Consider the following 26,250-nt stretch of genomic DNA (forward strand, 5'->3'; position numbering starts at 1 on the left):
CGTCCCTGTTTACGGCTTCGACTGCGGCTGAGCCGTGGCCGGATCAAGCTGCTGATAAGGTTGCAGAACGGTTTCGCGTTGTTCGCCCAGCACCCAGGCAAAGCCCGAATACATCACCACCAGGCACACCACGGTGAACAGCACCACCATCCACGCTGGCACGATGCGCACCAGGCTGCGACGCTGATCGTTCAAGCCTTCCCAATGCGGCGACAACTCGCGAGGCACGTCGCCGCGCAGTTGGCGAATCTGCCGATACAAAGCGTCGCGGATGCCTTCGAGTTCGAGCATGCCGCGGGCTTGCACGCGGTACTTGCCTTCGAAGCCGAGGGACAGGCACAGGTACATCAGCTCCAGCATCGGCAGGTGCTTGACCGGGTTTTTCGACAGGCGATCCAGCAGTTGGAAGAACTTCTCGCCACCGAAGGTTTCGTTGTGGAAGCTGCTGAGCAGGCTCATCTGCGACCACTCGCTTTCGTTGCCCCACGGCGTGGTCACGACAGCTTCGTCGACCACGGTGCAGAGCACATAACGGGCGGCCATCACCTGGCTGCTTTCGGCGCCATTGTGCAGCGCCCGCACTTCAAACAGTTTCAACCCGGCGGTCAGCCGCTCGTTGAGCGCGTACAGGTCTTCGCGGGTGTCGCTGTGTTTGAGCCGCACCACTTCCGACAGCAGCTCGGACGCCGCCGCCACCAGCGAATTGAGGCTGATGTTGAACGCTTCGGCCGGGCGCAGACGTGCGGCGTAGATCATCCGTTCTTCCAACTGTTCAAAACGCGGCGGTGCCGCGAAGTCAGTCAGCGGACTCGAGGCCGGGCCGTGGCCCTGGCGGTCGAGCAGGACGGTTTTGTCGTCCTGGGTGTGTTCCATGTCCTTGATCATGTCGGTCAGTTCCTGATGGCCCAGAATTTCAGTTCAAGCTCGGCGAATTCGCCGGACACGTGGAACGCGAAGCCGCCGGAGCGTTCGAGTTGCGCCAGGTCTTCGGAACTGAGTTCGAGGATGAAATAGGTTTTATTGGAGTGGAACGCGATCTGCCGTGGGGCCACCGGCAACGGTTTGACCTTGATGCCCGGCAGGTGCAGGTTGACCAGTTGGCGGATGCGCTCCACCGGGCCGACCTTGAGGTGCGCCGGCAGGCGATGGCGCAGTTCTTCGGAGTCGCAGTTGGCACTGGCCGCGAGCACGAACGAAGCCGAGCCCAGCAGTTTGTGGTCGTGCAACGGCGACACGATGATCCCGTACTGACGCGCTTGCAGAACCAGTTCGATGGCGTGCTGTTCGAGCACCATCGACAGCACCTGACGAATCGCTTCCATCAGTTTGCGGAAGCTCGCGCCCTGGTCGCTGTGCTGGTAACGGCTGTCCAGACGCGGGCGTTTGCTGTCGCTGGAAAACGTCGCCAGATCGCCGAGCATGGTCAGCAGCGTGCGGTACAACTCTTCCGGGTGAACCTGTTCCAGGCCGAGGTAATGGCGCAGCAACAGTTCAGTGCGGTTGATCAGTTGCAGCATCATGAAGTCGCCGACTTCCGCGCCGCCGACCTTGCCGTTGGAGCGGATCCGGTCGGCGATGGTGTCGCCCCGGTGGCCGAGCATGCTGATCACTTCTTTAAGGCATGACAGCAGGTAGCTGGACGAGTGCGCCTGAATGTAGGTCGGCACGAAATCCGGGTCGAGGCTGATCACGCCGTCAGGCGTGGTGTCGAGCACTTCGCAGATCTTCAGCTTCACGTAGGCCTGATCGCTCTGCTGCTCGCCGAGCAATAGCTTGAAGTCCGGACGGGCGCAACTGACCTGGCTGGCGGAGTCGTCGCCGGCGTTGGAGTCGGCCACTTCCGCTTCATACGCGGTGTAGCGCGCCAGCACGTCGGATTGCTCCGGGCGGCGGGCCTCGATGTGGTTACCCGTCACCAACGGCAGTGCCAGGTAGATCGGCGTATTGCCGGTGTTCGGCGGCACGTCCAGGGCCAACGGCTCGGTGTTGCCGCCCAGTTCGAACAGGCTGCCGTCGGGCAGAATCCCCGAGGCCTGGCTGATCACCAGTTTGCCCATGTTGAGGAACTGCAAGTCGATTTCCAGGTTGAGGAAGCCCCAGGTGTAGCTGCCCAGCAACTGGGTGCGGGTCTTCATCTGGTGGTCGTAGTAACGATCGTTGTGCTGGAAGTGCTGCGGACGCAGCAGCATGCCTTCCTGCCAAATGACTTTATGGGCATTCATGTTCAGTCATCCGCCTTGGCGAGCGTTTCATGGGTGTTGCGGATGCCGGCCTGATCGAGGGTCAGATCAGCCGCGGTGACTTGCACCGGAGTGATTTGCACGGTGTAGCGCCACTTGGTTTCCGGCAGGTCGCGGTAGGCGGCGAGCACACCAACGTAACGGCTGCCCTCTTCCACACTGAGCTTGAGCTCGACGGTTTCGCCTGGGCGCAGTTCCAGTTCTTCGCTGGCCACCAGGTCCGGGGCCAGGGATTCCTTGGCGCGTTCGTAGAGGCTGAAGAAATCAGCGTTCTCGAAGGCCACCGGGTGCTTGAGCTCGAATAGGCGCACGACGATCGGCGACGGACGACCGTTGAGGTCCGGGTTCAATTGATCGCTGGCGGTCAGCTTCAGGTTGAGTTTGGTCACGGTGGAATACGGCGACAGCGACGAGCAACCGGCCAGCAGCACCAAAGCAGCGAACGCAGTCAGCATCTTGAAAAAAGCGGTGGAACAGCGAGACATGCGCATCATCCTTGGTGGTCGGTGTGAAGGGTGGAAATCAGGCGGATCTGTTCTTCGTAGGCCTGGGCGAAGTCGCGGGCCAGCAGGCGCTCGCTCCAGTCATCGTCCTGACGCAGGGCCTGGTGATAACGCCCATAAGCTCTCCAGCGACTGCCGGAGGTGGCGAGCAACGGCTTGTTGTCGCGCTCGAAACGCAGGGTCAGCTGTTGCGGCGAGAAGTGCTCCAGGGTGCCGCGAACAGCGGCGCGGCTGGCGGTCAGCAAGGCCACCTGATGCGCCTGCAAATCGCGGAACGCACGGGAGATCGCTTGCTCGGCCGGCAATTGGCCCGGCTTGTTGCCCTGCAACAGAATGCCCAGCGCTTCACCGGCATCGACGGCGAATTTCAACGGGTTCTTTTGGCTGCCCTGCACGGTGGTCTGGGCCAGGCGCAGTTCGTTTTTCAGCTCGCTGCGGGTGCGCAGGCTCTGCTGCAAACCGCTGACGCTCTGCTTGAGCAGGCGTGCGGCGTTCAGGGCCAGGGCTTCGCGGGCATCGTGGTCGAGGCCTTTGAGGTCCACGCCCAACGCCGCACCGAAGTGCTCCCAGAAACCTTCGCTCTGACGCTCAACCGCTTTTGGCAGCGGGGCTGGCGCTGGTTCTGCCGGGGCGGCGATCAGCTCCGGCACCATCAGGCTTTCCATGTCGATGCGCGCGTAGTCGGCACGCTGACGGGTGTCCTCGATCACCGTGCTCGGGGAAATCAGCTCCTCGATCTCCGAGTACACGCGTTCTTGCTGGTCGAGGGCATTGAGCGGGTCAAGGTCGAGGAACGCATCGTCCGGGATGATGCTGCCCGCGGCCTGCGGACGGCCGACTTCGACGTCGAACGTGGCCGGGTCGCGCACCAGTCGCGCGCGAATCTCGAAGTCACCCAGCACATACACGCTGCCGTGTTCGATGCGCATCGGCTCGCCCTTGCGCAGGCGCGCGCCGCTTTCGCTGTCCTGAATCCCGTTGCTGCTGGTATCGGTCAGGAAAAACGTGCCTTCGCGGTAGCTGATCACCGCGTGGTGGTTAGACAGATGACGCTTGCGGTCGGGGATGATCCAGTCGCAGTCCTCGCCCCGGCCGATCACGCCACCGGCCTGTTTGAAGGTCTTCTGGCACAAATCCGTGGGCACGAACTGCTTGGTGTTCAGCATTTCGAAAACCAGTTCCATGATGATGCTCCTTGCGGTCACTTGCCGCGATTGACCGCCTGCGGATCACCCAATGGGCGATAGGTGTTGTCGTTGTATTTGTAATTGCCGCTACAGCCGCCGAGGCCGCATAGAACGACGAAGGTCAGCAGGACGGCTTGCCAGTGACGAACAGGCATCAGAGGGTCTCCAGAGGTAGACAAAGCACAAAGCGCCGACCCTTTCGGGTGGCGCTGTTAGAAGCGAATGAGGCGGATCCGACGGTCTTTTGCCTACCCATCGAAGTCACCCAAATTGATATTCAGCCGCCCGAGGCGGTACAGCAGCGTGCGCCGTGGCAGCCCGAGTTCGCGGGCGGCGAGGGTCTGGTTGCCGTCGTTTTTGCGCAGGCAGTCGAGCAGCAGACTGCGTTCGACCTGCTCCAGGCGTTCACGCAGGTTCAGGCTGCTGTCTTCCGGCATGGCTTCCATGCGCAGGGAGAAATGCTCGGCCAGCAACTCGCCGCCCTCGCACAGCAGCACTGCGCGCTCGACCAAACCCTTGAGTTCGCGAACGTTGCCGGGGAAGGCATAACCGGACAGGTGATCCAGCGCCGCGTCGGACCAACGCACCGCATCGCGCTGCAGAAACGCGCAAGCCTTGTCGGCGAAGTGCCGCGCCAGGTCGAGGATGTCGCCTTCGCGTTGACGCAACGCCGGCAGTTCGATCGGGAATTGCGCGAGGCGGTAGTACAAGTCCTCGCGGAACTTGCCTTCGCTGACCAGCACCGACAAATCCCGGTGCGTCGCGGCGATGATGCGCACGTCGATTTTGTGGGTGTCGTTGGAACCCAGCGGACGGATCTCGCCCTCCTGCAATACCCGCAGCAATTTGGCTTGCAGCGATAACGGCATGTCGCCGATTTCATCGAGCAGCAAGGTGCCGCCGTTGGCCGCATCGAAGAGCCCGGCACGGTCGCGATCAGCACCGGTGAAGGCGCCCTTGCGGTAGCCGAACAGCTCGCTTTCCAGCAGGTTCTCGGGGAACGCCGCGCAGTTCTGCACGATGAACGCCTGGGACCGGCGCGGGCCGCAATCGTGAATCGCCCGCGCGACCACTTCCTTGCCGGTGCCGGTCTCACCGCGCAGCAGTACGGTGTACGGGCTGTGCAGGACTTTGCTGATCAGCGAATAGGTCTGGCGCATCGCCGCGCTCTTGCCGATCAGGCCATAACCGCTGGCGCTCGGGACGTTGAGAGGCGCCGGGCGTGTATCACCGTTCGGCTGACGCAAACGCTGCAGCAAGTGCAGTTGGCCGAGCACGAACGAGCCCAGTTGACCGAGGGAATCGGCAAAGCCTTGCAGGTCGATTACCCGGCGACTGGCGCACAGCAGCAAACCTTCGACAGCCTTCTGCTGATTGACCAGCGGCACGCACAGCAGCGACTGCCAGGGCGTGGCCTGGGGCGGCAGGAAGCTGGTTTCGTGCAGGCTGCCGCTCAGCTCGCTGAGGCACACCACGCGGTTCTGGCACAGGGCGAATTGCAGCAGTTGTTCACCGTTGTAATCCGCCGGCAGGCTGGCCCCTTCCCGGGGTTGCAGAACGCCGTTCAGGCACTCGGCGTTCATCCCCAGGCAAGTGTGGGTCGCATCCAGCAGGTACAACTGCGTCAGCTCGCAACCGCTGAGCTCGGCCAGGCCGCGCACGAAGTCACCCAGCAGCACAGCGCTGTCCGCCGCCCGCGACAGGCTGGCGAACTGCGCCAGCAAGGCTTCGGCATAGACCAGCGGTTGCGGCACTTGAGTGAACATCACACCCACCTCAGGCGAACTCGCACGTCACGCTGGCATTGCCGTCGAGCGTCGCATGCACGCGCTTGAGGCTTTCACCGGTGGCCATCGCATCGAGCAAACGGTCGGCCACCAGCGGCAGTACATGCAGGTCGAGCAAGTGGTCGATCAGGCGTGCACCGCTGTCGCTTTGAGTGCAGCGTTCAGCCAGGTGATCGACAAGGTCCTGGGAGTAAGTGAAATCCAGCTGACGGCGGTTCAGGCGCTCGCCCAGACGACCGAGTTTGATTTCGATCAGCTCGCGCAGCACCGGGCCGCCCACCGGGTAGTAAGGCACCACGCGCATGCGCGCCAGCAATGCCGGCTTGAAGTGTTTGCTGAGCACCGGGCGAATGGTTTCTTCGAGGACTTCGGCTGTCGGCCGCGCGCCGTTTTCGCAGAGCTCGCTGATGCGGTCGCTGCCCAGGTTCGAGGTCATCAGGATCAGCGTGTTGCGGAAATCGATCTCGCGCCCTTCCCCGTCGTTGGCCACGCCTTTGTCGAAGATTTGGTAGAACAGGTTGAGCACGTCCGGGTCGGCTTTTTCGACTTCATCAAGCAACACCACCGAGTACGGTTTCTGCCGCACGGCTTCGGTGAGCATGCCGCCCTCGCCGTAACCGACGTAGCCCGGCGGCGCACCGATCAGACGCGACACGGTGTGCTTCTCCTGGAACTCGGACATGTTGATGGTGGTGATGAAACGATCACCGCCGTACAACAAATCAGCGAGGGCCAGCGCGGTTTCGGTCTTGCCGACGCCGCTCGGGCCGACCAGCAGGAACACGCCAACCGGGGCATCCGGCTTGTTCAGGCCTGCAGCGGTGGCGCGCATCGAGCGATCAAGGGCGTGAACGGCTTGTTCCTGACCACGAATGCGCGTGCGCAGGTCGGTGGCGAAGCTTGCGACCTTGGCGTTGTGTTCGCGGGCCAGTTGCGCCAATGGCACACCGGTCCAGGCGCTGATCACTTCGGCCACCAGACGCGGGCAGACTTCGAAGCTCACCAGGCGTTCTTTGACCTGAAGCTCGGTCAGAGCTTTGTGAGTTTCGTTGAGCGCGGTTTCCAGGGTTTCAACGCTTTGCGCTTCGTCCACCGGCAACGTTTCGATCACGTTGCCTTCGGCGTCTTCTTCAACCGTGATGCTCGGTTCGACAGCAGCGGCTTCGCGAGCCTTGGCCAGTTGCTGACGCAGCTCCAGCAGGCGCTCGGCCAGTTCTTTTTGCTCGGTCCACAGCGTTTCGAGGGCGACCTTTTCGTCTTCGGCATCAGCCAGGCGATCTTCCAGAGCGTCCAGCGCTTCGTGATCGATCAGCAGACCGGCTTCGGCGTCACGACGCAGGGCCTGACGCTGACGGCCACCTTCGGCCAGTTCGCCACGCAGGCGTTCCAGGCTTTCCGGGGCGGCGGCGAGGCTGATGCGTACGCGGGCGCAGGCGGTGTCGAGCACATCGACAGCCTTGTCCGGCAGCTGACGACCCGCCAGGTAACGGGCGGACAACTCAGCCGCGGCAACCACCGCGTCATCGCGCAGGTAGATGCCGTGGCTCTTCTCGTAGACCTGAGCCAGGCCACGCAGAATGGTCACCGCTTCGCTGACGGTCGGTTCGTGCAGTTGCACCGGTTGGAAACGACGGGCCAGGGCCGGGTCTTTCTCGAAGTATTTTTTGTACTCCGCCCAGGTGGTGGCGGCGATGGTGCGCAACTCGCCACGGGCCAGGGCCGGTTTCAACAGGTTGGCCGCGTCGGAACCGCCAGCGTTGCCGCCAGCGCCGATCAGGGTATGGGCTTCGTCGATGAACAGGATGATTGGCTTCGGCGAGGCTTTGACTTCGTCGATCACGCCTTTGAGGCGACGTTCGAACTCGCCTTTGACGCTGGCGCCGGCCTGCAACAGGCCCATGTCCAGCGACAGCAGCTCAACGCCTTTCAAGACTTGCGGCACTTCACCGGCGGCGATGCGCGAGGCCAGTCCTTCGACGATAGCGGTTTTACCGACGCCCGCTTCACCCACCACAATCGGGTTGTTCTTGCGGCGACGAGCGAGGATGTCGACCATCTGACGGATCGCGCCATCGCGGCACAGCACCGGGTCGAGTTTGCCGTCGCGAGCCTGCTGGGTCAGGTTGTGGGTGAAGCGCTCCAGCAGTGATTCGCCGGGCACCGCCGGTTTGCCGGTGGCCGGTTGTTCTTTCTGCGACAGGGCGAATTCTTTCAGACGCTCGATGTTCAGCTTGGCCAGCAACGACTGATAACGGCTGCCGGCATAGCGCATCGGGTTGCGCAGCAGCGCGAGGATCAACGCGGCTTGCTCGACCTGGCTCTGGCCCAGTTCGAGGTTGGCCACCAGCAAGGCATCCTGCAGCCACTGCACCAGTTCCGGGGCGAACACCGGGTTGCGCGAGGCGCTGTGCTCGACCCGCGATTGCAGCGCGGCGCTCAGCTCGCCAGCGTCCACTTCGGCATCCTGCAACGCCCGGGCGAGCAGGCCTTGCGGACGCTCCAGCAGGCCCAGTAGCAAGTCTTCGACGAGGATCTTGCTGCCGCCACGGGCGACGCAGCGTTCGGCAGAACTTTCCAGGTCACGACGGGTTTCGGCGTCCAGCGCCTGGATAAGTTGTTGCAGGTCTACGTTGATCATGTGTCATCTGTCCTTAATGAATTTTGCTGCCCAGGGTCACCACGCCGTCCGCTTTTTCGCGGCCGAGCCAACTGGTCCACCCCAGGCGACAGGCGTTCTGCTCACCGATGCGAAGTTCGCGGATTTCTTCCTGGCGCAGCACCAGGCGAATGTCGTAATCGAGCGGGTCACGCAGGGTGAACCGCACCAGCGCGCACAGCGGCTGGTAGCCGAAACCGATCGGCAGGAATTCGTGGAAGCGTTGCCAGTCGAGCTCGCGGATGTGAATGCGGAATTTGCCGCTGCGGTCGCGCACGTGTTCGCCCAGCACCAGGTCTTCGCCGAGCATGCTGTTGCCGCGACCGAGGCGATTGCGCTGCTCGTCGAGGATTTCGACGCGGCGCTCGATGCACTGCTCGATGGTCAGCTCGGCGTGCTTGAAGTAGTAGCGCAGCACCGCTTCGATCAACGCCGCCGAGTGCGCCCGCAAGCTGAGCAGGCCGAGGTACGGCAGCAGGCGTTTCCAGTTCAGTTCCTGGGCCTTGCGGATCTCTTCGCCGCCGAGGCCGATCAGGGCAAACAACTGCGCCGAAAACGGGTCGAGCGCGCCACTCTGGAAACTGGCGCGGTAGCGATACTTTCGCCAGATCGGCAGCATCAGCCGTTGCAGGCGATGGTGAAACAGGTCGAGAAAGTTACGGGTCGGGTTGCCGTCTTCGCTGTCACCCAGCGCTTGTTCGCCATAAAACGCAGGCAACGGCGAACCGGAGCCGACCAGGCCGATCAGGTTGAAACGCAGACGCGCGCGCCTCATCCCGTGTTCTTCGAAAAACTCCACGCGATCGACGTCGCTGCCAGGGAAACCCAGGCTCGGGTTGGCCTGGAATTCCAGCTGGTCGTACAGGTCGTCTTCGCTCAGGTGCGGGTGTGCATCGCGCAGCCGGTCAATCACCAGCAGCACGGCCTGAAACAGCGAGTACTCGCGTATTACCCGGGTCAGCCCGCTTAAAGCAGGGGCTGCAGGCCCATACGTGGTGTCCATTGGTACACCTCTCCCTGTGTGCTTTTTACCCGCAGCTCGTGGTACGAATTGAGACTGGCGTAAAGCGCGAAAAACTCGTTAAGAACCGAAGCGAACACGAACAGGTCGCCCTCGCCGATATACCCTTCCGGGTCGATGGTCAGCTCGGTGCGCAACCCGCGAACCGGCAACCCTCGGTGCAATCTGTCGACATGCTGGTGCTTGATCGACTTGAGCCCGCCCAGCAGGCGTTTGCTGACTTTTTCCGCATGCTGGTCGTAGTAGCGCGGCAGGTCGTAGGTTTCGAGAATCACCTTCAACGCGTTGACGTCGGCCAGCGACAGATAGTTGAGCGACATGTTGCTGATCAGCTTCCAGAGGAAGTCGCGGTTCAGCGGCGGCGCGAAACTCGAGGTAGCCGGGGTGATGTTGCGGAAGCTCAAAAACTCCGGCGTCTCTTCACAGGCCATGCGGATGTCGCCGAGCTTGAGCTTGCGCGGCAGGTTCTGGTTGGTGCACATCAGCTCGATCGACAGGGTTTCGTGGGCTTCGGTATGGCGGATGCCGAAACTCAAGTAGGTGTCGAGGCCGTCGTGCAGCAACGACGAACGCTGGCGGATGCTGTAATGCGGACGGCTGTTGGGCACGTCGAAACTCGGGTCGTGCTCGAAGGATTCGAATGGCACGTACTCTTGATAACCGAGGCCGCCGGGCTTCCAGCCAGTCACGGTTTCCACCGAAAACACACCGCAGTTTTCCAGGTCGTATTCGGCCGGCAACAGCAGGTATTCGTCCTGTTTGCCGTCGAGGCGAATCGGCAGTGCATCGTGCTCGAACAGGTTGACGATCGGCGTGCAATAGAGCTTCACGTTGTCCAGGGTCGGACGCATCCGCATGATGCCGCTCTTGCGAATATCGAAGCGCAATTCAAGGCCGCGCATTTGCTTGAGGGTGTCTTCCGGCAATGCCTTGAGCAGGTCCAGACCGTTGATGTCAACGAAGAGGAATTTGTCCTGGAAGGCGAAATATTCCTGCAGATAGCGATAGCCGCGGAAGGTGTTCAGCGGATACGGGATCAACGCTTCTTCTTCGGCAAAACCCACCGGCTGCACACGGTCGCCGGGCATCTTGAACGCCATCGGCTGACCGCTTACGCCGTTGATGGGCTTGCCGGCACCGTCCAGCGGGATCAGCTCGATGCCTTCGAGGTTGCGCAACAGGCTCAGGTACAGCATCTGGCTGATGTAGCGCTCACCGGCAAAGTGCAGGCGCAGACGGCTCAGCTCCAACTCGCCGAGGTGACCATCCGCGCTCATCTCCAGACGCAGGCTCAACAGCGAACCGTCACCCTTCACCGAGTAATTCAGCGCAGCCAGATCCAGCGGCAGCACCTCGGTCGGGTAGCACGTACGGAAACGGCAGCGCACATCATCGACCGGCACGCTCTCGACCGGCGTATCACGCTCAACCCTCAACGCCGGCCCGGAACGCTTCAACGGATCGAACTGCAAAATGCTGAACGCCGGCAGCGGCCGCATGTAGTTCGGCCACAGCAACTGCATCAGCGAGTGGCTGAGCTCCGGCAACTCGTCGTCGAGCTTTTGGCGCAGACGGCCAGTCAGAAAGGCAAAGCCCTCCAGCAACCGCTCCACATCCGGATCCCGCCCGGCCTGACCAAGGAAAGGCGCCAACGCCGGGCTACGCTCGGCGAAACGACGACCTAACTGGCGAAGTGCGGTGAGTTCGCTTTGGTAGTAGTGGTTAAAGGACATGGATGGGCTGCCTGGTTTTGAATTTGGGTGAGCTAGATACGTGTTTTTGCTCAGTGGTCATATTTATGCGGGAGGCAAATTCAGGAAATAGGTGCCAATGCCGTGCATCACCGGTATCGCCATCAAGACAATGAACGTCAGCAACCTATGAAGCTTCGAGTTACGGCTTTTATTGCGTAGCCCAGTCAGGGCTAGAATCAGCGATAAAATGGCCAACGTACCGAATAGGTCACTGTCAGCTAATACGGCCAGATAACCGCTCATCCCTTACATCCTCTTGAGTAAAACTTCCGTTGTAGAGCAGCAGCAGTTTCAGTGCCAAAACACCACAGAAAAAAGTCTGCATTCACGCAGGCGGTAAGTTGGCATAATAACTGCCAACCACTTCGAGCAATGTAATGGACACCAGACACAAAAAAGTCAAAACTCGGTGCCACTTTGAGTTTCTAACCCTAACAAACAAATTACCAATCGCCGCAAAAAAACAAAAAATCGCCAAAGTGCCAAACAAATCACTATCAGCCAACACTGCCAAATAGACGTCAAAACTCATTTTTTATTAAACCCCATGAAATTCCAACGATACAATTGGAAGTTTTTCAAAAAGTCTTCATCCGTAGAGCCTTTAGCCATATTTTTATAATCCCACCCAACAACCGCCTTCTCATAAAATCCTTTTTCAATCGACATACCCGCATATCCATCATTCTGCGGATCAGCCATGTTAGAGCCAATCAATCTCTGAAATGTTGTATTAGGGCGGGTACTCCAACCACTAGTATTACCCTGCCTGATGTCAATTCTGGAGGCATTAATTCCGACTACGACTTGGATATGGTGCGCAACATCTCCAGGACGATCAAGAGCCTGCGCAAGGATGTCCCCGGGCATCAGGCTTTCTACTGCATCCACAGCCAGAGTATTTTCACCCACTTCCTGCATATCCGGAGCACCATAGGTCAACATGACCATTTCGCTAAAGCCGTACATATTGGAAGCGTAACGATCATGCTGCGCTGCGGTGTAATTCTCCATATTCCGGTAAGTTCTAACACCCGTTTTCAGCTTTACCGGCAATCCACGCTTAGACGCAAATTCGCATAAAACCCTCAGAGCAAAGTCTTCACACGTAAACTTATTATTTTTTACAGCGCCGTTTTTATCCCAATATTTTTCATTGATCAGTTTTTCCGCAATCAATGGTGCTTCGTCGTGATAAGCAGCAATATCTGCATCCGTCCAGAAAGCAGTCGTTTTCCAGAATACTTTATAGGTAACTTTTTTCCCGACGGGATCTGACTTTGGAGTTAACGCAATTGACCGCGCCATCAAGGTAGACAAAATTTCGGCACTCATACCGACGCTCCATCAATTGCGGCGTGAAAGTCAAAAGTTTCACCTTCTTCCCCCCCTACCAACTGGGTTCTGCCCATTGCATCACTTTGCCCGGAGATAACTTCGCCTTTGGCGGTTGTAATCTGATAAGGAATATCCTGAAGTGGATTTCCATCCTGATCTTCCATCACAACATGCTGACAATGGGAAAACAGCATCAATGGAACCGGCGGAATAAACGGAACCGGCGTGTGAGAGTTCCCGATAATCACCGTCGAAGACCCGGCCGTAACTTTATTACCATGAGCACCAACGGAGCCCACGGTCGCCGCCGGTTTACCGTTAATCAAAACAGTCGTCGCAAGGTCGCCAACCATCGCACCACCACACGCCGAGGCATCGCCTTGGCGGGCGGCCGCGAGGCCGTCGAAGAACACGTCGCCGGAACCGGCGGCGATCGGGTTGGTGCCGTGGCCGGGGAGCGGGCAAGCGGTGGGGTCGGATACGCGTGCTGCGGGTTTGCCGGACATCGGAGTCTCCTTAATTGACCTTTACTTGACCGCTGCCATCCAGGCGCGCGGCGAAACTGACCTGGCGCTTGAAACCATCAACTTCCAGCAGGCCTTCGATGCTGAAGGACAGGCGAAGCTGATCGTTGTCACGCGGCAGGGAGATGACACGCACGTTGCTCAGGCGCGGTTCGTAGGCTTCGATGAAGCTTTCGATGGCCCGGCGGGCCTGACTCAGGGAGTCGTGCAGGCTCAGGCGCATGTCATTGAGATCGGGTAGCCCGTAATCGGACAGCGTTTGCACGCTGCCCGCACGGGTGCTGAGCATCTTGGCCAGATGGGCAGCCACCGACGCCATGGCGGAAACCTCGCGGCTCCAGCCGACGCGTTTGTCCGCGTCGCCACCCAGGCGTTCGAAAAGGCTGCCGTATCCAGTCATGAGTCGCTCCGTTTACTCTTTGTCCAGCTTGCCAACCAGCGACAGGGTGAAATCGGCACCCATGTATTTGAAGTGCGGGCGCACGTTCAGGCTGACGCGGTACCAGCCCGGCTCGCCTTCAACATCGCTGACGATGATCTGGGCTGCGCGCAGTGGACGACGGCCACGGACTTCGGCGCTCGGGTTTTCCTGGTCGGCCACGTACTGGCGGATCCACTTGTTGAGTTCCAGCTCGAGGTCGGTACGTTCTTTCCACGAACCGAGTTGCTCGCGCTGCAGCACTTTCAAGTAGTGAGCCAGGCGGTTGACGATCATCATGTACGGCAGTTGGGTGCCGAGCTTGTAGTTGAGCTCTGCAGCCTTGCCTTCAGCGCTGATGCCGAAGAATTTCGGCTTCTGCACCGAGCTTGCGGAGAAGAACGCCGCGTTGTCGGAGCCTTTGCGCATGGTCAGGGAGATGAAACCTTCCTCGGCCAGTTCGTATTCACGACGGTCGCTAACCAATACTTCGGTAGGAATCTTGGTTTCGATTTCGCCCATGCTTTCGAAGTGGTGCAACGGCAGGTCTTCAACCGCGCCACCGCTTTGTGGGCCGATGATGTTCGGGCACCAGCGGAATTTGGCGAAGCTGTCGGTCAGCTTGGTGCCGAACGCGTAGGCCGTGTTGCCCCACAGGTAGTGCTCGTGGCTGTTGGCGACGGTTTCTTTGTACACGAACGATTTGACCGGGTTTTCTTCCGGGTCGTACGGGTTACGCAGCAGGAAGCGCGGCACGGTCAGGCCAACGTAACGGGAGTCTTCCGACTGACGGAAGCTCTGCCATTTGGCGAACTGCGGGCCTTCGAAGTGATCCTTCAGATCTTTCAGGTCCGGCAGACCGGTAAAGCTTTCCAGGCCGAAGAATTTCGGGCCGGCGGCAGCAATAAACGGCGCGTGGGACATGCAGGCTACGCTGGACACGTACTGCATCAGTTTCACGTCCGGCGAGCTTGGGGACATGTAGTAGTTGGCGATGATCGCGCCAACCGGCTGACCACCGAACTGGCCGTATTCAGCGGTGTAGATGTGCTTGTACAGGCCCGACTGCATCACTTCCGGCGAATCTTCGAAGTCATCCAGCAGGTCGTCCTTGGAGACGTTGAGGATTTCGATCTTGATGTTTTCGCGGAAGTTGGTGCGGTCGACCAGCAACTGCAGGCCACGCCACGACGATTCCAGGGACTGGAAGTCCGGGTGGTGCAGGATTTCGTCCATCTGGCGGCTGAGCTTGGCATCGATCTCGGCGATCATGCGGTCGACCATGGCCTTCTTGACCGGCTCACCGTTGTTCTGCGGCTTGAGCAGCTCTTCGATGAACGCCGACACACCGCGCTTGGCGATGTCGTAGGCTTCGTCATCCGGGGTCAGGCGGGTTTCGGCGATGATGCTGTCGAGAATGCTGTATTCGCCGTTCTCGTTGCTCTTTTGCTGTGCTGCGCTAGTGCTCATTGTGTTGGCTTCCTTGGCTGATGGGGGCTCAGGCGTCCTGGGCTGCGGCGTTCAGGCCCAGCTCACCGAGTACGCGACCGCGGGATTCGTCGTCGGCGAGCACGCCTTCGATGGCTTTGCGGAACGCAGGCGCGTTACCCAGCGGGCCTTTGAGGGCCACCAGCGCGTCGCGCAGTTCCATCAGTTTTTTCAGCTCAGGCACTTGCTCGACCAAGGATGCCGGGTTGAAGTCCTTCATCGAGTTGACGCGCAGTTGCACGGCCAGTTCTTCAGTGTCGCTTTCTTCCTGAAGACGGTTCGGTACGCTCAGCGTCAGGCTCAGCTCTTGCTTGGCCAGCACTTCGTCGAAGGTCATCTTGTCGATGCTGATCGGCTTGCGATCTTCGACTTTGCGTTCGTCCTTGCGGTGGGTGTAGTCACCGATTGCCAGTAGTTTCAGCGGCAGTTCAATCTCTTCCTGAGCACCGCCGGTGGCGGGTTTGAAGGTGACGTTGATGCGTTCCTTGGGGGCTACCGAGCCTTCTTTGGCCATGGCTTTTCTCCTTGCGGTTGTGGCCCTGGGGCCTATTCGAGTACCACTTCGAGATCGAGGTGGCACAGCCTGCGATAAATCTCTTCCTTGCGTTCACGCACTGCATGGTTCTGCGGTAACAACTCGCAGCAGCTATGCAGCAAATGCAGCACTTCCAGCGCAAGATCGGGCTCCCAGGCGTGCAGGCCTGAGTCCTGTAATGTTTGGTCGAGGGTTTCGAGTTGGGTCTTGGCCAGTTCGTATTTCTTGGCCATGAAGCACAGCCGCGCGAGGGCGAACTGCCAGAAGAACCGAACCCGCCCGCCGTGGGCGCTTTGCAGGCCCTGCTTGAGGATCTGCACGGCGGCCTTGAGGCCGTCCTTGCGCAGAATCGGCATGACTTCTTCCAGGGCCAGTTCCCAGGCCGGCTGGGTATCGGCGACTTCGACCTTGCGCGGCGCACTGGCGCTTTGCAGGTGCGGCATGACGTGGGCGCTGATCCAGGCGCGGGTGGCCGGGTCGGCGAACGGCGCGCCGTCGTGGAAACGCAATTCGATGATGCCGGGCAGGCGCTGAACCAAAAGCGCGAAGTGGATTTCCACTTCGCGCATGGCCATCTCGGCGTTCAGCCCCTGAAGGCATTCCCAGACCATTCGCTGGCCATCGAACCAGAACGGCGCCTTCGCCAGGCTCGCCTCCAGCTCTACCAGCAGATCAGCGTATTTCCCTTGGTCGAAGCGGTCCTGATAGGCCTTGAGTTTGTCTGCCGGCACGCCACGCAGGACGGTGATCTGCTCGGCATTGCGCTCGGGCACCGCGTCGATGGGCAGCCACAGCAGCGTACGATTGAGGCGCAGGGCGCGCAGGTCGGTGGCTTTCTGCTTGAGCCACCAGGCGCACAACGGACGGGCGCTTTCCTGCTGAGCGCGCAGGGCCTTATGGGCTTCTTTCTCGTTGTCGATCGGTGCGCCGGGGGTGAACAGCTGGGTCGCAGCCTGCTTGACCTGGGCCACTGCGGCGCCCACCACACCGGGCTCCGGCTGGTTGTCGGCGGCGCGCTGAACCATGTTTTTCAAGCGGCGGGAGATCGGCAGCAGCAACGGCGCGTCATCGCCCAAGTGCTCGGTGCACGCGGCGTCGAGGCCTTCCAGATGCTCGACCAGCCGGCGGAACAGCGGCAGCTGCTCTTTGATCGCAACGTTTTCGTTCAGCACCTGCTCAAGACGCGGCACCAACCAGCTGATGGCGGCGGAGCGGGTGCGGGCCTTGTTCGGGTGAACTTCAGCCCAGTGGTTTTCGCAAAGATGGTGCAACAAACCGAGGCCGGCCAGCAGCCCCTGGAAGGATTCACGTTGGTATAGCGCCCAGGTCAGCCACGCGCCGACACGCAAATCCTTGGATTGAGTGCGCAGCAGGTTTTCGCTGTTTTCACGGATTTTCAGCCAGTCGATCTGACCACTTTCGTGCATGGACTGGGCTTTGGCCAGTTCGCTTTCCAATGCCTCGTATTCGCTCGAAAAGCGAACATCCTCGCCCGCGAAACTCTCTTGGGAAACAGAGGCTTTTGCGAGTTCAAGGTAATGGGCAGAAAGTTTGCTTGAGTAGGACATCCATGGCCTTTAATTAGGAAAACGGTCATGCGGCCATTGCAGTTGCAATGGCGCCGGACAGTATCAAAGAGCTGCGATGAGTCTCATCCAATTGAGTTCGTGCTCTTTCAAGTGCGCGCATCCTAATCACAATGATGGCCATTAGCAAGCACCCAAATAAACAATAAAACGGCGGTTTCTCTATTGCATGTAGGAGAAAGCCCTATATGTGACAGGGGATTCCCTGACGCTGGCTTTAACCCTCCCATCTCGACGAATTGCCCCCGAAACCATTGGGCCAGAGCGGTTTATCAAACCAGTGGATAATCACTGAACATTCACGCCCTGAAGCGGAACCCAGCATGACAAAAATAAAAAATGAAAAATGTAGGAGGTTTCCGAAAAGTTACAGTCATCTATGGACATAGCAGTGACAGACAATAAGCAATACAAGGCTCCGTCAAAATGATGGCGCCTTGTATTTGATCCATTTCTCTCCATATACATATTCCGTTCACCTCAAATTTCTTACAAAAGTATCGAAATCCCTTCGCGCGTTGCTGACGCAACATTCTGAAACGCGGAAAACTCTGACGTACTTTCTGGAGGCGTCCGACATCATTCTTTTGTTCGCTTGTAAGCGTGTCGGGTAGTTTGCGCTTGCTCCAACTCGGCATCCCCTCTGGAGGCTGGCAGGGATGTAAATTGGCGTTGAGCAGAATGGCGGATAACCCGCAGTTGCTGATGAAGCGAGCGCTGCATCACTTGCCAGCACAGGAGATGGCGGCGCATGGCGCCAAGTACAGATCATTCCCACGCAGCGCGCGGGAATGATCAAAACCCTACAGGAAACTCAATCAAACATTCGGGCAAGGTACCGGTGCCCAGTCGCCCAGGTCCGGGTTCTTGCACATGCTGTTGACCTGAGTGGTGCCTGCGCTGGCGACTTGCTTGCTTTCCGCCTGTTTGGCTTGTGCGGTTTGCAGGGTTTTCTCGGTGGTGACCGCTTCTTTCGGCACGGTTGGCAGCACCGGTTTTTTCGCCGGTTTCACCGCTTTTTTGCTCTTGGTCGGGGTCACGACCGGTGTGGTGTCGGCGGTCGCCACGGTGACCACGTCAGTGCGCTGCACGCCTACTTGCTGCAGGTCTTTTTCGTAGGCCTGGGTGTAGTTGTTCAGGTCTTCGCTGGCTTTACCGTTCACCGCGACGATCAGGTCGTTGGACTCTTTGAGGCCGGCGACGATTTCTGCCAGGCGCTTGCGGCCCTCGGTGTCGCTGACGGTCTTGGCCTTGCGGTCGGCGACCAGTTTGGTGAACGCGCTCTGGTAGCACTGTTGCGAAGCCTTGGCGTACGCGGTGCTGCGGTCGATGTCGGCGGCGCTTTTGTTGACGTCGGAGGCGTAGGACGCGATGCGCTGGTTGTCATCGGCGATCTGCTTCTGACGCTCGTTGTAGTAACCGACCGCGCCGCCCGCCAGGGCACCGCCTGCTGCACCGATGGCGGCGTTGCGGCCACGGTTCTCGGAATCGGTCAGGGCGCCCAACAGTGCACCGCCGACAGCGCCGACAGCCGCACCGGTAACCACCGACTTGGTCATGTTCGAATCGGTGGCGCGCAGGTGCTGCACCGGCTCGTAGCAGTTCGGGTAGTACTCGACCTTGGTGCTCGAGGCGACCTTGGACGTCGGCGACGTAGCGCAACCGGTCAGTACGGTGCTGAAGCCAACAGCGATCAGCAGCAAGTGACGCTTGGAAACCGAAGCAAAAGCTTTACGGGAGGAAAGCATAGTTGTGTTCTCGTTTAAGTTTGACCAGCTCAGCACGGCCCATCGCCGCCTGAGTCCCTTCCAAGCTCGCTGTACAACGAACGATCAAGACCGCTGAGCGTTCGATGCGAGCAATTCCTTCAATATCGCCGCCGGGTCGGCTCGTCGTTGCTGACGATAATCACCGACATGGCGAACGAATAACGTCGCGCGCGTCACCAGGCTCTTGCCCAGTACCGGCTTGCGCTCCAACTCTTCCTTGATGCGTTGAAACTGCGCCTGGATCACGGCATCGGTGTAGCGCGTGCCAGTCGCCAGGTTGTCGATGTAGATCGCCACCGCGCCGTCCAGCGCGCTGCGGCCGTTGTCGATGGCCATGGCGAACAGCTTGGCGCTGGCCTCGTCCTTGGCGTCCACGGCCTGCTGGCGACTCTTCTGCAAATTGGTCAGGCGAATGTTGTAGTTGTTGACGGTCTCGGCCACCAGGGCCGCCGACTGGATCAGGTTGCCGGCCGCTTCCTCGCGCTGTTGGGCGATGAGCGAGACGTTGCGCTTGAGCTCTTCGTTGACCAGCCCCAACTCGGCTTGCAAACGCGGATCGACGCTGGCGGCAATGATGCTGTCCAGGCGTTTGGTCGGGTCCTGGGCGTCATCGATGGCATCGGTCAGCGAAGCCAGCCGACCTTCTTTCTGCCATTGGGCAAACAGTTCCTTGTAGCGCGAACGGGGTGCCGACAACGCGCCAACCGCGACCCGGAAGCCGGTGGTTTCGTTGTTTTGCTCGGTGCCGTCGGCGGCGAACAGCGGGTACTCGCGGCGCATCCCGGTGAACAAGGTGCCCTCGCCTTCCAGGTAATTGCCGCCCTTGACCACGAAGCCACCGTAGGTGCCCTGGCGGCGTCCGGCGTGCACCAGCTGGAAGGACTCCTGGACCATTTCGGCGGCGTTGCCGATCACGTCGAACAAGCCAATGGGGTTTGGCAATTTGGTACCGATCGGCATCAACCGCGCGGCCTGACCGGTGCCGCCGGCGACCTGATTGAAGACCGCCCAATCGGCCAGCGGTCCGTCGCTTTCGCTGCCGTCCAGGCGCCGGGGAAACAGGCGCCCTTCCAGGTCCTGACGGCTGACGGCCTGCCCGCCACGGGCAGCAAATTCCCATTCGACTTCGGTCGGCAAGCGCACAAAACCCAGCCCGCCCTCCTCTGCCGAGGTGCCGCGACCGCTCACCGGCAGCAGGTCCTTGTGGTATTTCATCAGCCAGGCGCTGTACACCGCCGAGAAGCGTTCCGCCTCGAATCGCGACAGCTTCACCTTGGGCAAGCGCCCGGCCATGCCTTGCGGAATTTCAGCCTGCAACGCCTCGCAAGCCGGCGCCGGCTCGCCGCTGGCCAACGATTGCGCCTGGGCCATGACCTGTGCGTATTGGCGGGCGGTGACTTCGTATTTGCCGATGAAATAGAGCATCGGTTTGAGCGGGGTGTTGGCGTCGGTCTTGGGCATCAACGGGGTGATGCTTTTACTCCAGTCCTTGGGCAGATCCTTGAGGGTGAACTGGCCATTGATGAAGTCCCGGCGATAACCGGAAATGAACGACTGCTGATAGCCGGCCTCGCCTTCGCTGAACGGGTAACCGAGGCTGATCTCGCGGTCGTCCAGACTGCCCTGGGCCAGGATGTAGACGTAACGGAACACCATCTGCCCTTCGCACGGCAGCGGCAGGCTGACGTCATCGGGCAACGGCTTGGGGTTGTCCAGTTTGTCGGTGCCTTCATCGGCCCAGACCATGCCGGCAAGGCTCAGCGCCATGGCGGCGCCCAGTAACTTATACATCTCGGATTCCTTCACACGCCTGGATACGCGCCACTCGCCAGCCACCACAGAGCGCCGCCACGGCACTGACGCCGAGCACGGCCGCCAGGGCCAACGCGTAGTGACGCGCCAGCAGATGGCTGGCGTACTCGCCCGGCATCTGCGCAAATAAATGGTTCAGGCCCGATTGCGCCAGGCCATACAGCCCGGCACTCAACAGGGCGGCAAGGCCGGCGCTGTACAGCGCCTGCACCACCACAAACAACAGCAACGCTGCCGTGGAAAACCCCAGCAAGCGCAGCACCGATAACGCTCGACGCTTGCGCTCGACCGCTGCCAGCGCCCCGGCAAAAATCGCCGCGAACGCTCCCGCCACGGCCAATCCGGCGATGATCCAGAACACGATCGACAGGTTGCGGCTCAGCGATTGCACTTGGGCGATGGCCTGGGCCTGGGTCGAGACCAGCAGGTTCTGCGCAGCGAAGTACTGGCGCAGCGGTTCGACATCCTTGAGGCTGCGGGCGTACAGGCGAAACGCCGGATATACCCGCTGCTCCGTCGCGCCCACCGCATCACCTGGCCAATCGAACGCAGGCACGGCGCGGCCGTCCCGGTAATCTTCAGCCGCTTCCAGTAACGTCAACGGCGCGAACAATCCGTCCCTGGCGAAGGCTTCCAGCGGCAGAACCTGCAGCACCTGAACGCGAGTGCGCTGCGCCTCGCCACGACCGGCCACCTGCCGGCCAAAACCGGCCTGTAACCAATCACCGGCCTTGGCCCCGAGCTTTTCGGCGGCGGTCTGGCTGAGCAGCACCTGATCCAGCCCTTGGGGCACCGGCAGACTGCCGAGCAACGGATCGTTGGTGGCGGTGGGGATCATTTCGACGGTCACCGTCGAAGCGCCAGCGGTCAAATCCGCTGTCGCGGCAATCTGCCGGGTGCGCGGCAACGCGAACGACACGTCGCTGCGCTGGCTCAACTGCTCGATAAACGCGGCACTGAACCGGCCGCCACCCAGGGGGATGATCTCCCGGGTGGCCGGGTCGTTTTCCAGGCGCTCGGTCAAACTGCTGACCAGGCCGAATTTCAAACCGAACAGCACCAGCAGCGGTGCGATCACCGCCACCAGCGCCAATACCGAGCAGGCCGACAGCCAGGCATCGTTGCGGTAATCCTGCCAGGCCAGGGAAGCCACCAGCGCGCCGCGCATCAGCAGGCCTCCCCAAGGGTGGCGGTGACACCGCCATCGACGTCGCGATGACAACTGATGCGTCGCACCTGCAAACCGCTGGCGCGGGCCAGTGACTCGTCGTGGGTGGCAACGACGCAGCACACCCTGTGTTCACGAGCCTGGGTCACCAGTAACTGCATCACGCGTTCCGCGTTCAGCGGATCGAGGGCAGCGGTCGGTTCATCGGCCAACAGCAGGCGCGGCCCATGGGCCAGGGCGCGGGCACAACTCACCCGTTGCCGTTGGCCGACGGACAAGTCGCACGGTCTTTTGCCCAGTTGATCGGTGATATCCAACGCCCCGGCCAGGCGATCCACGCTGCCGTCGTCGTTCAAGCCGAGCAGTTGGCGCGACAGGTCGATGTTGCCGCGCACGTCCAGAAAATCCAGCAGGCCACCGGTTTGCAGCACGTAGCCCAAGTGCCGGCTGCGCAGGTTCGCCAAGGCACTTTGCGCATCTGCGCGCCACAGCCCGGCAATGTCCGTCGTGGTTTGGCCGGACGCAAAATCAAACTGCCCGGCCTGATCCGGCGCCAGCACCAGCGCCAGCAAATCGAGCAACGTGCTTTTGCCGCAGCCACTGGGACCGACCACCGCCAGTTGCTCACCGGCACGCAGTTGCAGCCGTGGAATCACCAGGCTGTAGCGCTGGCTGCCGGCGCCCCGGCTTTTGTGCACTGCGCTCATGTTCAGCATCACGGCAGCGTCGACAATGGAACGCGGTACAAGGCATCACCCGGTTCGGCATCGCCGAAACGCACCCAGTTGGCCAGGTCGTTGTGGAAGGTTTCGTAGAGGCGAATTTTCGAGTCCAGCTCGTCGATAAAGTCCTCCTGCTCAGCCACGCTCAGGGAAAGCCACAAATCCTGGGTCATGTTCAGCGACTTGCTGCGATAAGGCAGTCCTTCCAGGTACTCCCCCAAAACCCCGCCATCGGCCAGATTGCCGCCCTTGCGCAAGGCCGAGGGATCTCGGCTCATGTAGGCACTGGCACTGGCGATTTCCTGGAAGAAATTCTTCGGTGAGGTCTGGGTCTTGCGGGCGGCGTCGACGATCAGTTTCAGCGATTGCTGCAAGTCGTTGAGCTGCAGTTTGGTCAGCATCACGCACACCTGGAACGCCGGCAGTGCCGGGTTGGTCAAGTCGCGGTCGGCGGTCCAGGCGCTGACCAGTTGCGGCGCCTGGCTGGCGGCTTTTCGCCCCAGGAAGTCCATGTGCATCGCGTAGCCGACGGCCGCCGATTTGTCGGCCAGGCTCGGCGCAGCGCTCAGCAGCGGCACGGTTTGCGACTTGTTGCTGCGCACCTGATGCACCAGGTCGGCAAACACCGAACCGATCTCGTCCACCCGTTCACCGAACTTGCGCACATCGGCGCCCGGCACCGGGATGTACAGATCGCCGATCTGCGGGTTGGCGTCGGCGGTCAGGGTTCGATACTGACTTTGCGCACCGCCATGGGTTTTCTTGCCGGCATCGCTGAGCAGGTGCAAGGCGTATATTTTGATCTGTTTGCCCAATGCGGCCTGACGTACTTCGGCCTCGTTCATTTGCGTGGTGGCATACGGGTCGTTCTTGCGCAACGCACCGGCATCGGTGACCAACAGAATCAAGCGTCCGCCATAACCGGACCAGTCCATGCCCTCGACCGCTTCCATCACGCCGGCAAACGCATCTTCGTTGAACGAATGGCTCGAGACCGTGGACGCCTTGACCTGCCGCGCCAGGTCCATGAAGCGCTGTGGGTCGCGGCCCTGGTCCAGGGTGATCAAGGTTTTGGCGACGTATTCCAGGCCAGGGGTTTTCTGGATGCTGTTTCGAAACCCCACCAGGCCAAAGCTGACACTGTCCAGCTCGCCCCGCTCGGCGATGCGGGTTTGCAGTTGGTGCACCACGTCGCGGACCTGATCGATGTAGGGCTGCATGGACACCGTGGTGTCGACGACCAACACCACAGCGGTGCGAAATGCATCGGCATTGGCGGCGCTGATCGGAGTGTTGCCGACAGTGGCCTTCGGTGCATTGCCGGGGTCGATGGACGCCACGTTCAGCAACTGCACCGGCTGGCCGTTTTCATCGAAGCTCTCGCGCGAATCAAAGATCGGCAACAGATAAAACTGGTTCTGCGGCACCGCGCTGGCGGCCGGTTCCAGGGCCAGCACCTGCTGATTGTCTTCACGGTTCTGCTGGGCCTTGAGCAACAGGTTTTTTGCAGCCGACGGATCGGCCAGCAGCCGCTCCACTTCGCCGGGCTGACGCAGGAACATCACCGGCGCACGACCGGAGCGTTCGGTGAACTTGAGCACCAGGCTTTGCTTCCAGTCGCTGACTTGCTCGGCTGGCAACCAGCCGTCACTGCGCCCGTCGGTGGCGGCGCCGACGCGTAGCCACGGGCTGCCGGCCACCTCTTGGCGCTGATAGACGTACAGCACGGAAAACGCCGGCAAGGCCTTGCCAGGCGTGGCCCCCGGTTCACTGGCGAGTTTCGCTCCCGGCTTGCTGAGCACCCGCTGGAACAAGGTTTTTTTGCCGGCCATCAGCAGCGGGCGCTGACCATTATCGACTTCTGTCGCCACAGGGGGGTTCACCGGTGGCGCCACGGCTGGTGGTGGTGTTTTGACTGGAGGCACTGAAGCCACTGGCGCCTTGGCGTCCGCTTCGACGCCACCGGACAACCACCAATAACCCGCGCCGCCCAAAGCCAGCACCACGGCTACCGCAACAGCGGCAAGCGCGAACACCGGTCCCTTGCGCTGCTCCGAGGCCGGGGATTGCGGCGTCGACTTCGCCGTCGGCGCAACAGGCTTGGCTTGGGGTTGTGGCTGTGCAGGGCTCGTCGGAATGTCGATAGACACCGGCGTCAGTCCCGCCAGGTCATTGTTCATTGGAAGGGGCAACGGCCGGATCGTGGTCGCTTCAACCGATTCCCCGGGCAGATTATCCAGCGCCTGCAACAACGCCTTTGCATCCGGGAAACGCTCGGCCGGATCCTTGGCCAACAGCTTGCGCAGCACCTCTTGATAACGGCCGTGGTGCACCGGCAGCTCCGGCAGCGGTTCGGTCAAATGCGCCAGGGCCGTAGAGAGCGCGTCGTTGCCGGTGTACGGCAGTTTGCCGACGAGGATTTCGTAGAGCACCACGCCCAGGGCATAAAGATCGGCCCGGCCGTCAATGTCCTGGCCGCGCGCCTGTTCCGGGCTCATGTAGCTGGGCGTGCCGACGGCGAAACCCGCTTGGGTGAACTGGGTGCGGTCGTCCAGCGACTTGGCGATGCCGAAGTCCGAGAGCACCGCTGTGCCATCGGCGCGGAACAGAATGTTCGCCGGTTTGACGTCGCGATGAACCAGCCCCAGCCCATGGGCATAGCCCAGCGCCGAGGCGATCTGGCGGATGTAGATCAGGCCCTGCTCCGGCGTCAGGCCGGCGGCAATGCGCTCCTTGAGCGTGCCATTGGGCAGGTATTCCATAGCCATGTAATACAGCTCACCGACATTGCCGATGTCATGGATGGTGACCGTATGCGGGTGAGACAGGCGCGCCAGGGTTTTGCCTTCGCGCAGGAAGCGCTCGCAGAAACTCGGATCGGCTGCCAGCGCGGCGGCCATGACCTTCAACGCCACCTTGCGCTCCAGCGAGCGTTGGGTCGCCAGGTAAACGCTGGCCATGGCGCCCTCACCGATCTCACCGTCGATGTCGTAGCCCGGGATCAGAATGTTCGCGGTGAGGTTCATGAAGGCACCTTCACGACGATGACGGTGATGTTGTCCGGAGCGCCGCGCATCAGGCCCAGGGACACCAGGCTGCTGGCGATTTCCCCTGGCTCGTCGTGGCCCAGCACCTCGCGGATCTCATGATCTTCAACGGTTTTGTTCAGCCCGTCGCTGCACAACAGGTAACTGTCGCCGGGCTTCAACAGCAACTCGACCATCGCCAGTTCCAGCTGTGCCTGGACCCCGATGGCGCGGGTGACAATATTGGACCGCGGGTGCACCCGGGCTTCGGCTTCACTAAGCAGGCCGCTGTCCTGCAGATCCTGGACGTAACTGTGATCCCGCGAGATGCGTTTGAGTCGGCCGTCACGCAGGCGATACAAGCGGCTGTCACCCGCCCACAGACACACCCCACGCAAGTCACGCGCCGCCAGCACCACCACCGTGCTGCCCATCATGGTCACGCCGCGGTTGGCGGTTTCTTCACGCACGGCGGCGTTGACCCGCAGCAGGTCGGTTTTCAACGCCGCGACGTATTCATCCAGCGAACGGCCCACAGCAATGCTACGCAAACTGTCGACAATCAGACTGCTGACGTAGTCGCCCGCCGCGTGCCCGCCCATGCCATCGGCGACCACCCACAGGCCTTTTTGCGGCAGGTCCAGGCAAGCGTCTTCGTTAACCTGGCGGACCATGCCGACATGGCTTTTGCTTGCAGACTTGAGGGTCCTTCCCAC

General features: G+C 60.9%; 22 protein-coding genes. All 22 read right to left on the reverse strand.

The window, feature by feature from the left end; translation table 11 throughout:
• Positions 1-9: 9 nt before the first annotated feature.
• Entirely contained in the window at positions 10-885 is an 876-nt protein-coding gene (gene icmH, locus F475_RS02355; RefSeq protein ID WP_018927447.1) for a type IVB secretion system protein IcmH/DotU, read from the reverse strand.
• Between the two features lie 5 nt (positions 886-890).
• Positions 891-2,222: a type VI secretion system baseplate subunit TssK gene (gene tssK, locus F475_RS02360; RefSeq protein ID WP_018927446.1), complete on the reverse strand. Its 1,332-nt coding sequence runs from the start codon at positions 2,220-2,222 to the stop codon at positions 891-893.
• A 2-nt stretch (positions 2,223-2,224) separates the two neighbouring features.
• Positions 2,225-2,725, reverse strand: a complete 501-nt coding sequence (tssJ, locus tag F475_RS02365) for a type VI secretion system lipoprotein TssJ (protein ID WP_018927445.1) — start codon at positions 2,723-2,725, stop codon at positions 2,225-2,227.
• 5 nt (positions 2,726-2,730) lie between these two features.
• Positions 2,731-3,927, reverse strand: a complete 1,197-nt coding sequence (tagH, locus tag F475_RS02370; RefSeq protein ID WP_111453058.1) for a type VI secretion system-associated FHA domain protein TagH — start codon at positions 3,925-3,927, stop codon at positions 2,731-2,733.
• A 17-nt stretch (positions 3,928-3,944) separates the two neighbouring features.
• The gene (locus F475_RS02375) at positions 3,945-4,085 is read right to left on the reverse strand and encodes a hypothetical protein (protein WP_018927443.1); all 141 of its coding nucleotides are present in this window, start codon (positions 4,083-4,085) and stop codon (positions 3,945-3,947) included.
• 93 nt (positions 4,086-4,178) lie between these two features.
• On the reverse strand, positions 4,179-5,696 hold the full coding sequence (locus tag F475_RS02380) for a sigma-54-dependent Fis family transcriptional regulator (protein WP_018927442.1): 1,518 nt from the start codon (positions 5,694-5,696) through the stop codon (positions 4,179-4,181).
• A 10-nt stretch (positions 5,697-5,706) separates the two neighbouring features.
• Positions 5,707-8,355, reverse strand: a complete 2,649-nt coding sequence (gene tssH, locus F475_RS02385; RefSeq protein WP_018927441.1) for a type VI secretion system ATPase TssH — start codon at positions 8,353-8,355, stop codon at positions 5,707-5,709.
• A 13-nt stretch (positions 8,356-8,368) separates the two neighbouring features.
• Positions 8,369-9,376 (reverse strand): type VI secretion system baseplate subunit TssG, encoded by a 1,008-nt coding sequence (tssG, locus tag F475_RS02390; protein ID WP_018927440.1) that lies wholly within the window; start codon positions 9,374-9,376, stop codon positions 8,369-8,371.
• Positions 9,340-11,127, reverse strand: coding sequence for a type VI secretion system baseplate subunit TssF (gene tssF, locus F475_RS02395; protein ID WP_019650073.1), 1,788 nt, complete (start codon positions 11,125-11,127; stop codon positions 9,340-9,342). Before tssF ends, tssG begins: the two co-directional genes overlap by 37 nt.
• Positions 11,128-11,190: 63 nt before the next feature.
• The gene (locus F475_RS02400; protein ID WP_019650072.1) at positions 11,191-11,391 is read right to left on the reverse strand and encodes a hypothetical protein; all 201 of its coding nucleotides are present in this window, start codon (positions 11,389-11,391) and stop codon (positions 11,191-11,193) included.
• Positions 11,392-11,676: 285 nt separating this feature from the next.
• Positions 11,677-12,483 carry a hypothetical protein gene (locus F475_RS02410; RefSeq protein WP_168206148.1) on the reverse strand — a complete coding sequence of 269 codons (807 nt, stop codon included), beginning with the start codon at positions 12,481-12,483 and terminating at the stop codon, positions 11,677-11,679.
• The gene (locus tag F475_RS02415) at positions 12,480-12,992 is read right to left on the reverse strand and encodes a PAAR domain-containing protein (protein WP_064621122.1); all 513 of its coding nucleotides are present in this window, start codon (positions 12,990-12,992) and stop codon (positions 12,480-12,482) included. Before F475_RS02415 ends, F475_RS02410 begins: the two co-directional genes overlap by 4 nt.
• A 10-nt stretch (positions 12,993-13,002) precedes the next feature.
• Positions 13,003-13,410, reverse strand: coding sequence for a type VI secretion system baseplate subunit TssE (gene tssE / locus F475_RS02420; RefSeq protein ID WP_018927433.1), 408 nt, complete (start codon positions 13,408-13,410; stop codon positions 13,003-13,005).
• A 12-nt stretch (positions 13,411-13,422) separates the two neighbouring features.
• Entirely contained in the window at positions 13,423-14,898 is a 1,476-nt protein-coding gene (gene tssC, locus F475_RS02425; protein WP_019580436.1) for a type VI secretion system contractile sheath large subunit, read from the reverse strand.
• A 28-nt stretch (positions 14,899-14,926) separates the two neighbouring features.
• Positions 14,927-15,430, reverse strand: coding sequence for a type VI secretion system contractile sheath small subunit (tssB, locus tag F475_RS02430; RefSeq protein WP_007934526.1), 504 nt, complete (start codon positions 15,428-15,430; stop codon positions 14,927-14,929).
• A gap of 32 nt (positions 15,431-15,462) precedes the next feature.
• Positions 15,463-17,019: a type VI secretion system protein TssA gene (tssA, locus tag F475_RS02435; RefSeq protein ID WP_019650068.1), complete on the reverse strand. Its 1,557-nt coding sequence runs from the start codon at positions 17,017-17,019 to the stop codon at positions 15,463-15,465.
• Between the two features lie 836 nt (positions 17,020-17,855).
• The gene (gene tagQ / locus F475_RS02440; RefSeq protein ID WP_019650067.1) at positions 17,856-18,785 is read right to left on the reverse strand and encodes a type VI secretion system-associated lipoprotein TagQ; all 930 of its coding nucleotides are present in this window, start codon (positions 18,783-18,785) and stop codon (positions 17,856-17,858) included.
• An 84-nt stretch (positions 18,786-18,869) separates the two neighbouring features.
• Entirely contained in the window at positions 18,870-20,597 is a 1,728-nt protein-coding gene (locus F475_RS02445) for an SUMF1/EgtB/PvdO family nonheme iron enzyme (RefSeq protein WP_018927429.1), read from the reverse strand.
• A complete protein-coding gene (locus F475_RS02450; RefSeq protein ID WP_111453059.1) occupies positions 20,590-21,786 on the reverse strand; it encodes an ABC transporter permease in 1,197 nt (398 codons plus the stop codon). Before F475_RS02450 ends, F475_RS02445 begins: the two co-directional genes overlap by 8 nt.
• On the reverse strand, positions 21,786-22,502 hold the full coding sequence (locus F475_RS02455) for an ABC transporter ATP-binding protein (protein ID WP_111453060.1): 717 nt from the start codon (positions 22,500-22,502) through the stop codon (positions 21,786-21,788). The genes F475_RS02450 and F475_RS02455 overlap by 1 nt, the downstream gene beginning before the upstream one ends.
• Positions 22,502-25,534, reverse strand: a complete 3,033-nt coding sequence (locus F475_RS02460) for a serine/threonine-protein kinase (RefSeq protein ID WP_111453061.1) — start codon at positions 25,532-25,534, stop codon at positions 22,502-22,504. The genes F475_RS02455 and F475_RS02460 overlap by 1 nt, the downstream gene beginning before the upstream one ends.
• Positions 25,531-26,250: a PP2C family serine/threonine-protein phosphatase gene (locus F475_RS02465; RefSeq protein ID WP_168206193.1), complete on the reverse strand. Its 720-nt coding sequence runs from the start codon at positions 26,248-26,250 to the stop codon at positions 25,531-25,533. The genes F475_RS02460 and F475_RS02465 overlap by 4 nt, the downstream gene beginning before the upstream one ends.

Source organism: Pseudomonas sp. URMO17WK12:I6 (assembly GCF_003253625.1).
Taxonomy (GTDB): Bacteria; Pseudomonadota; Gammaproteobacteria; order Pseudomonadales; family Pseudomonadaceae; genus Aquipseudomonas.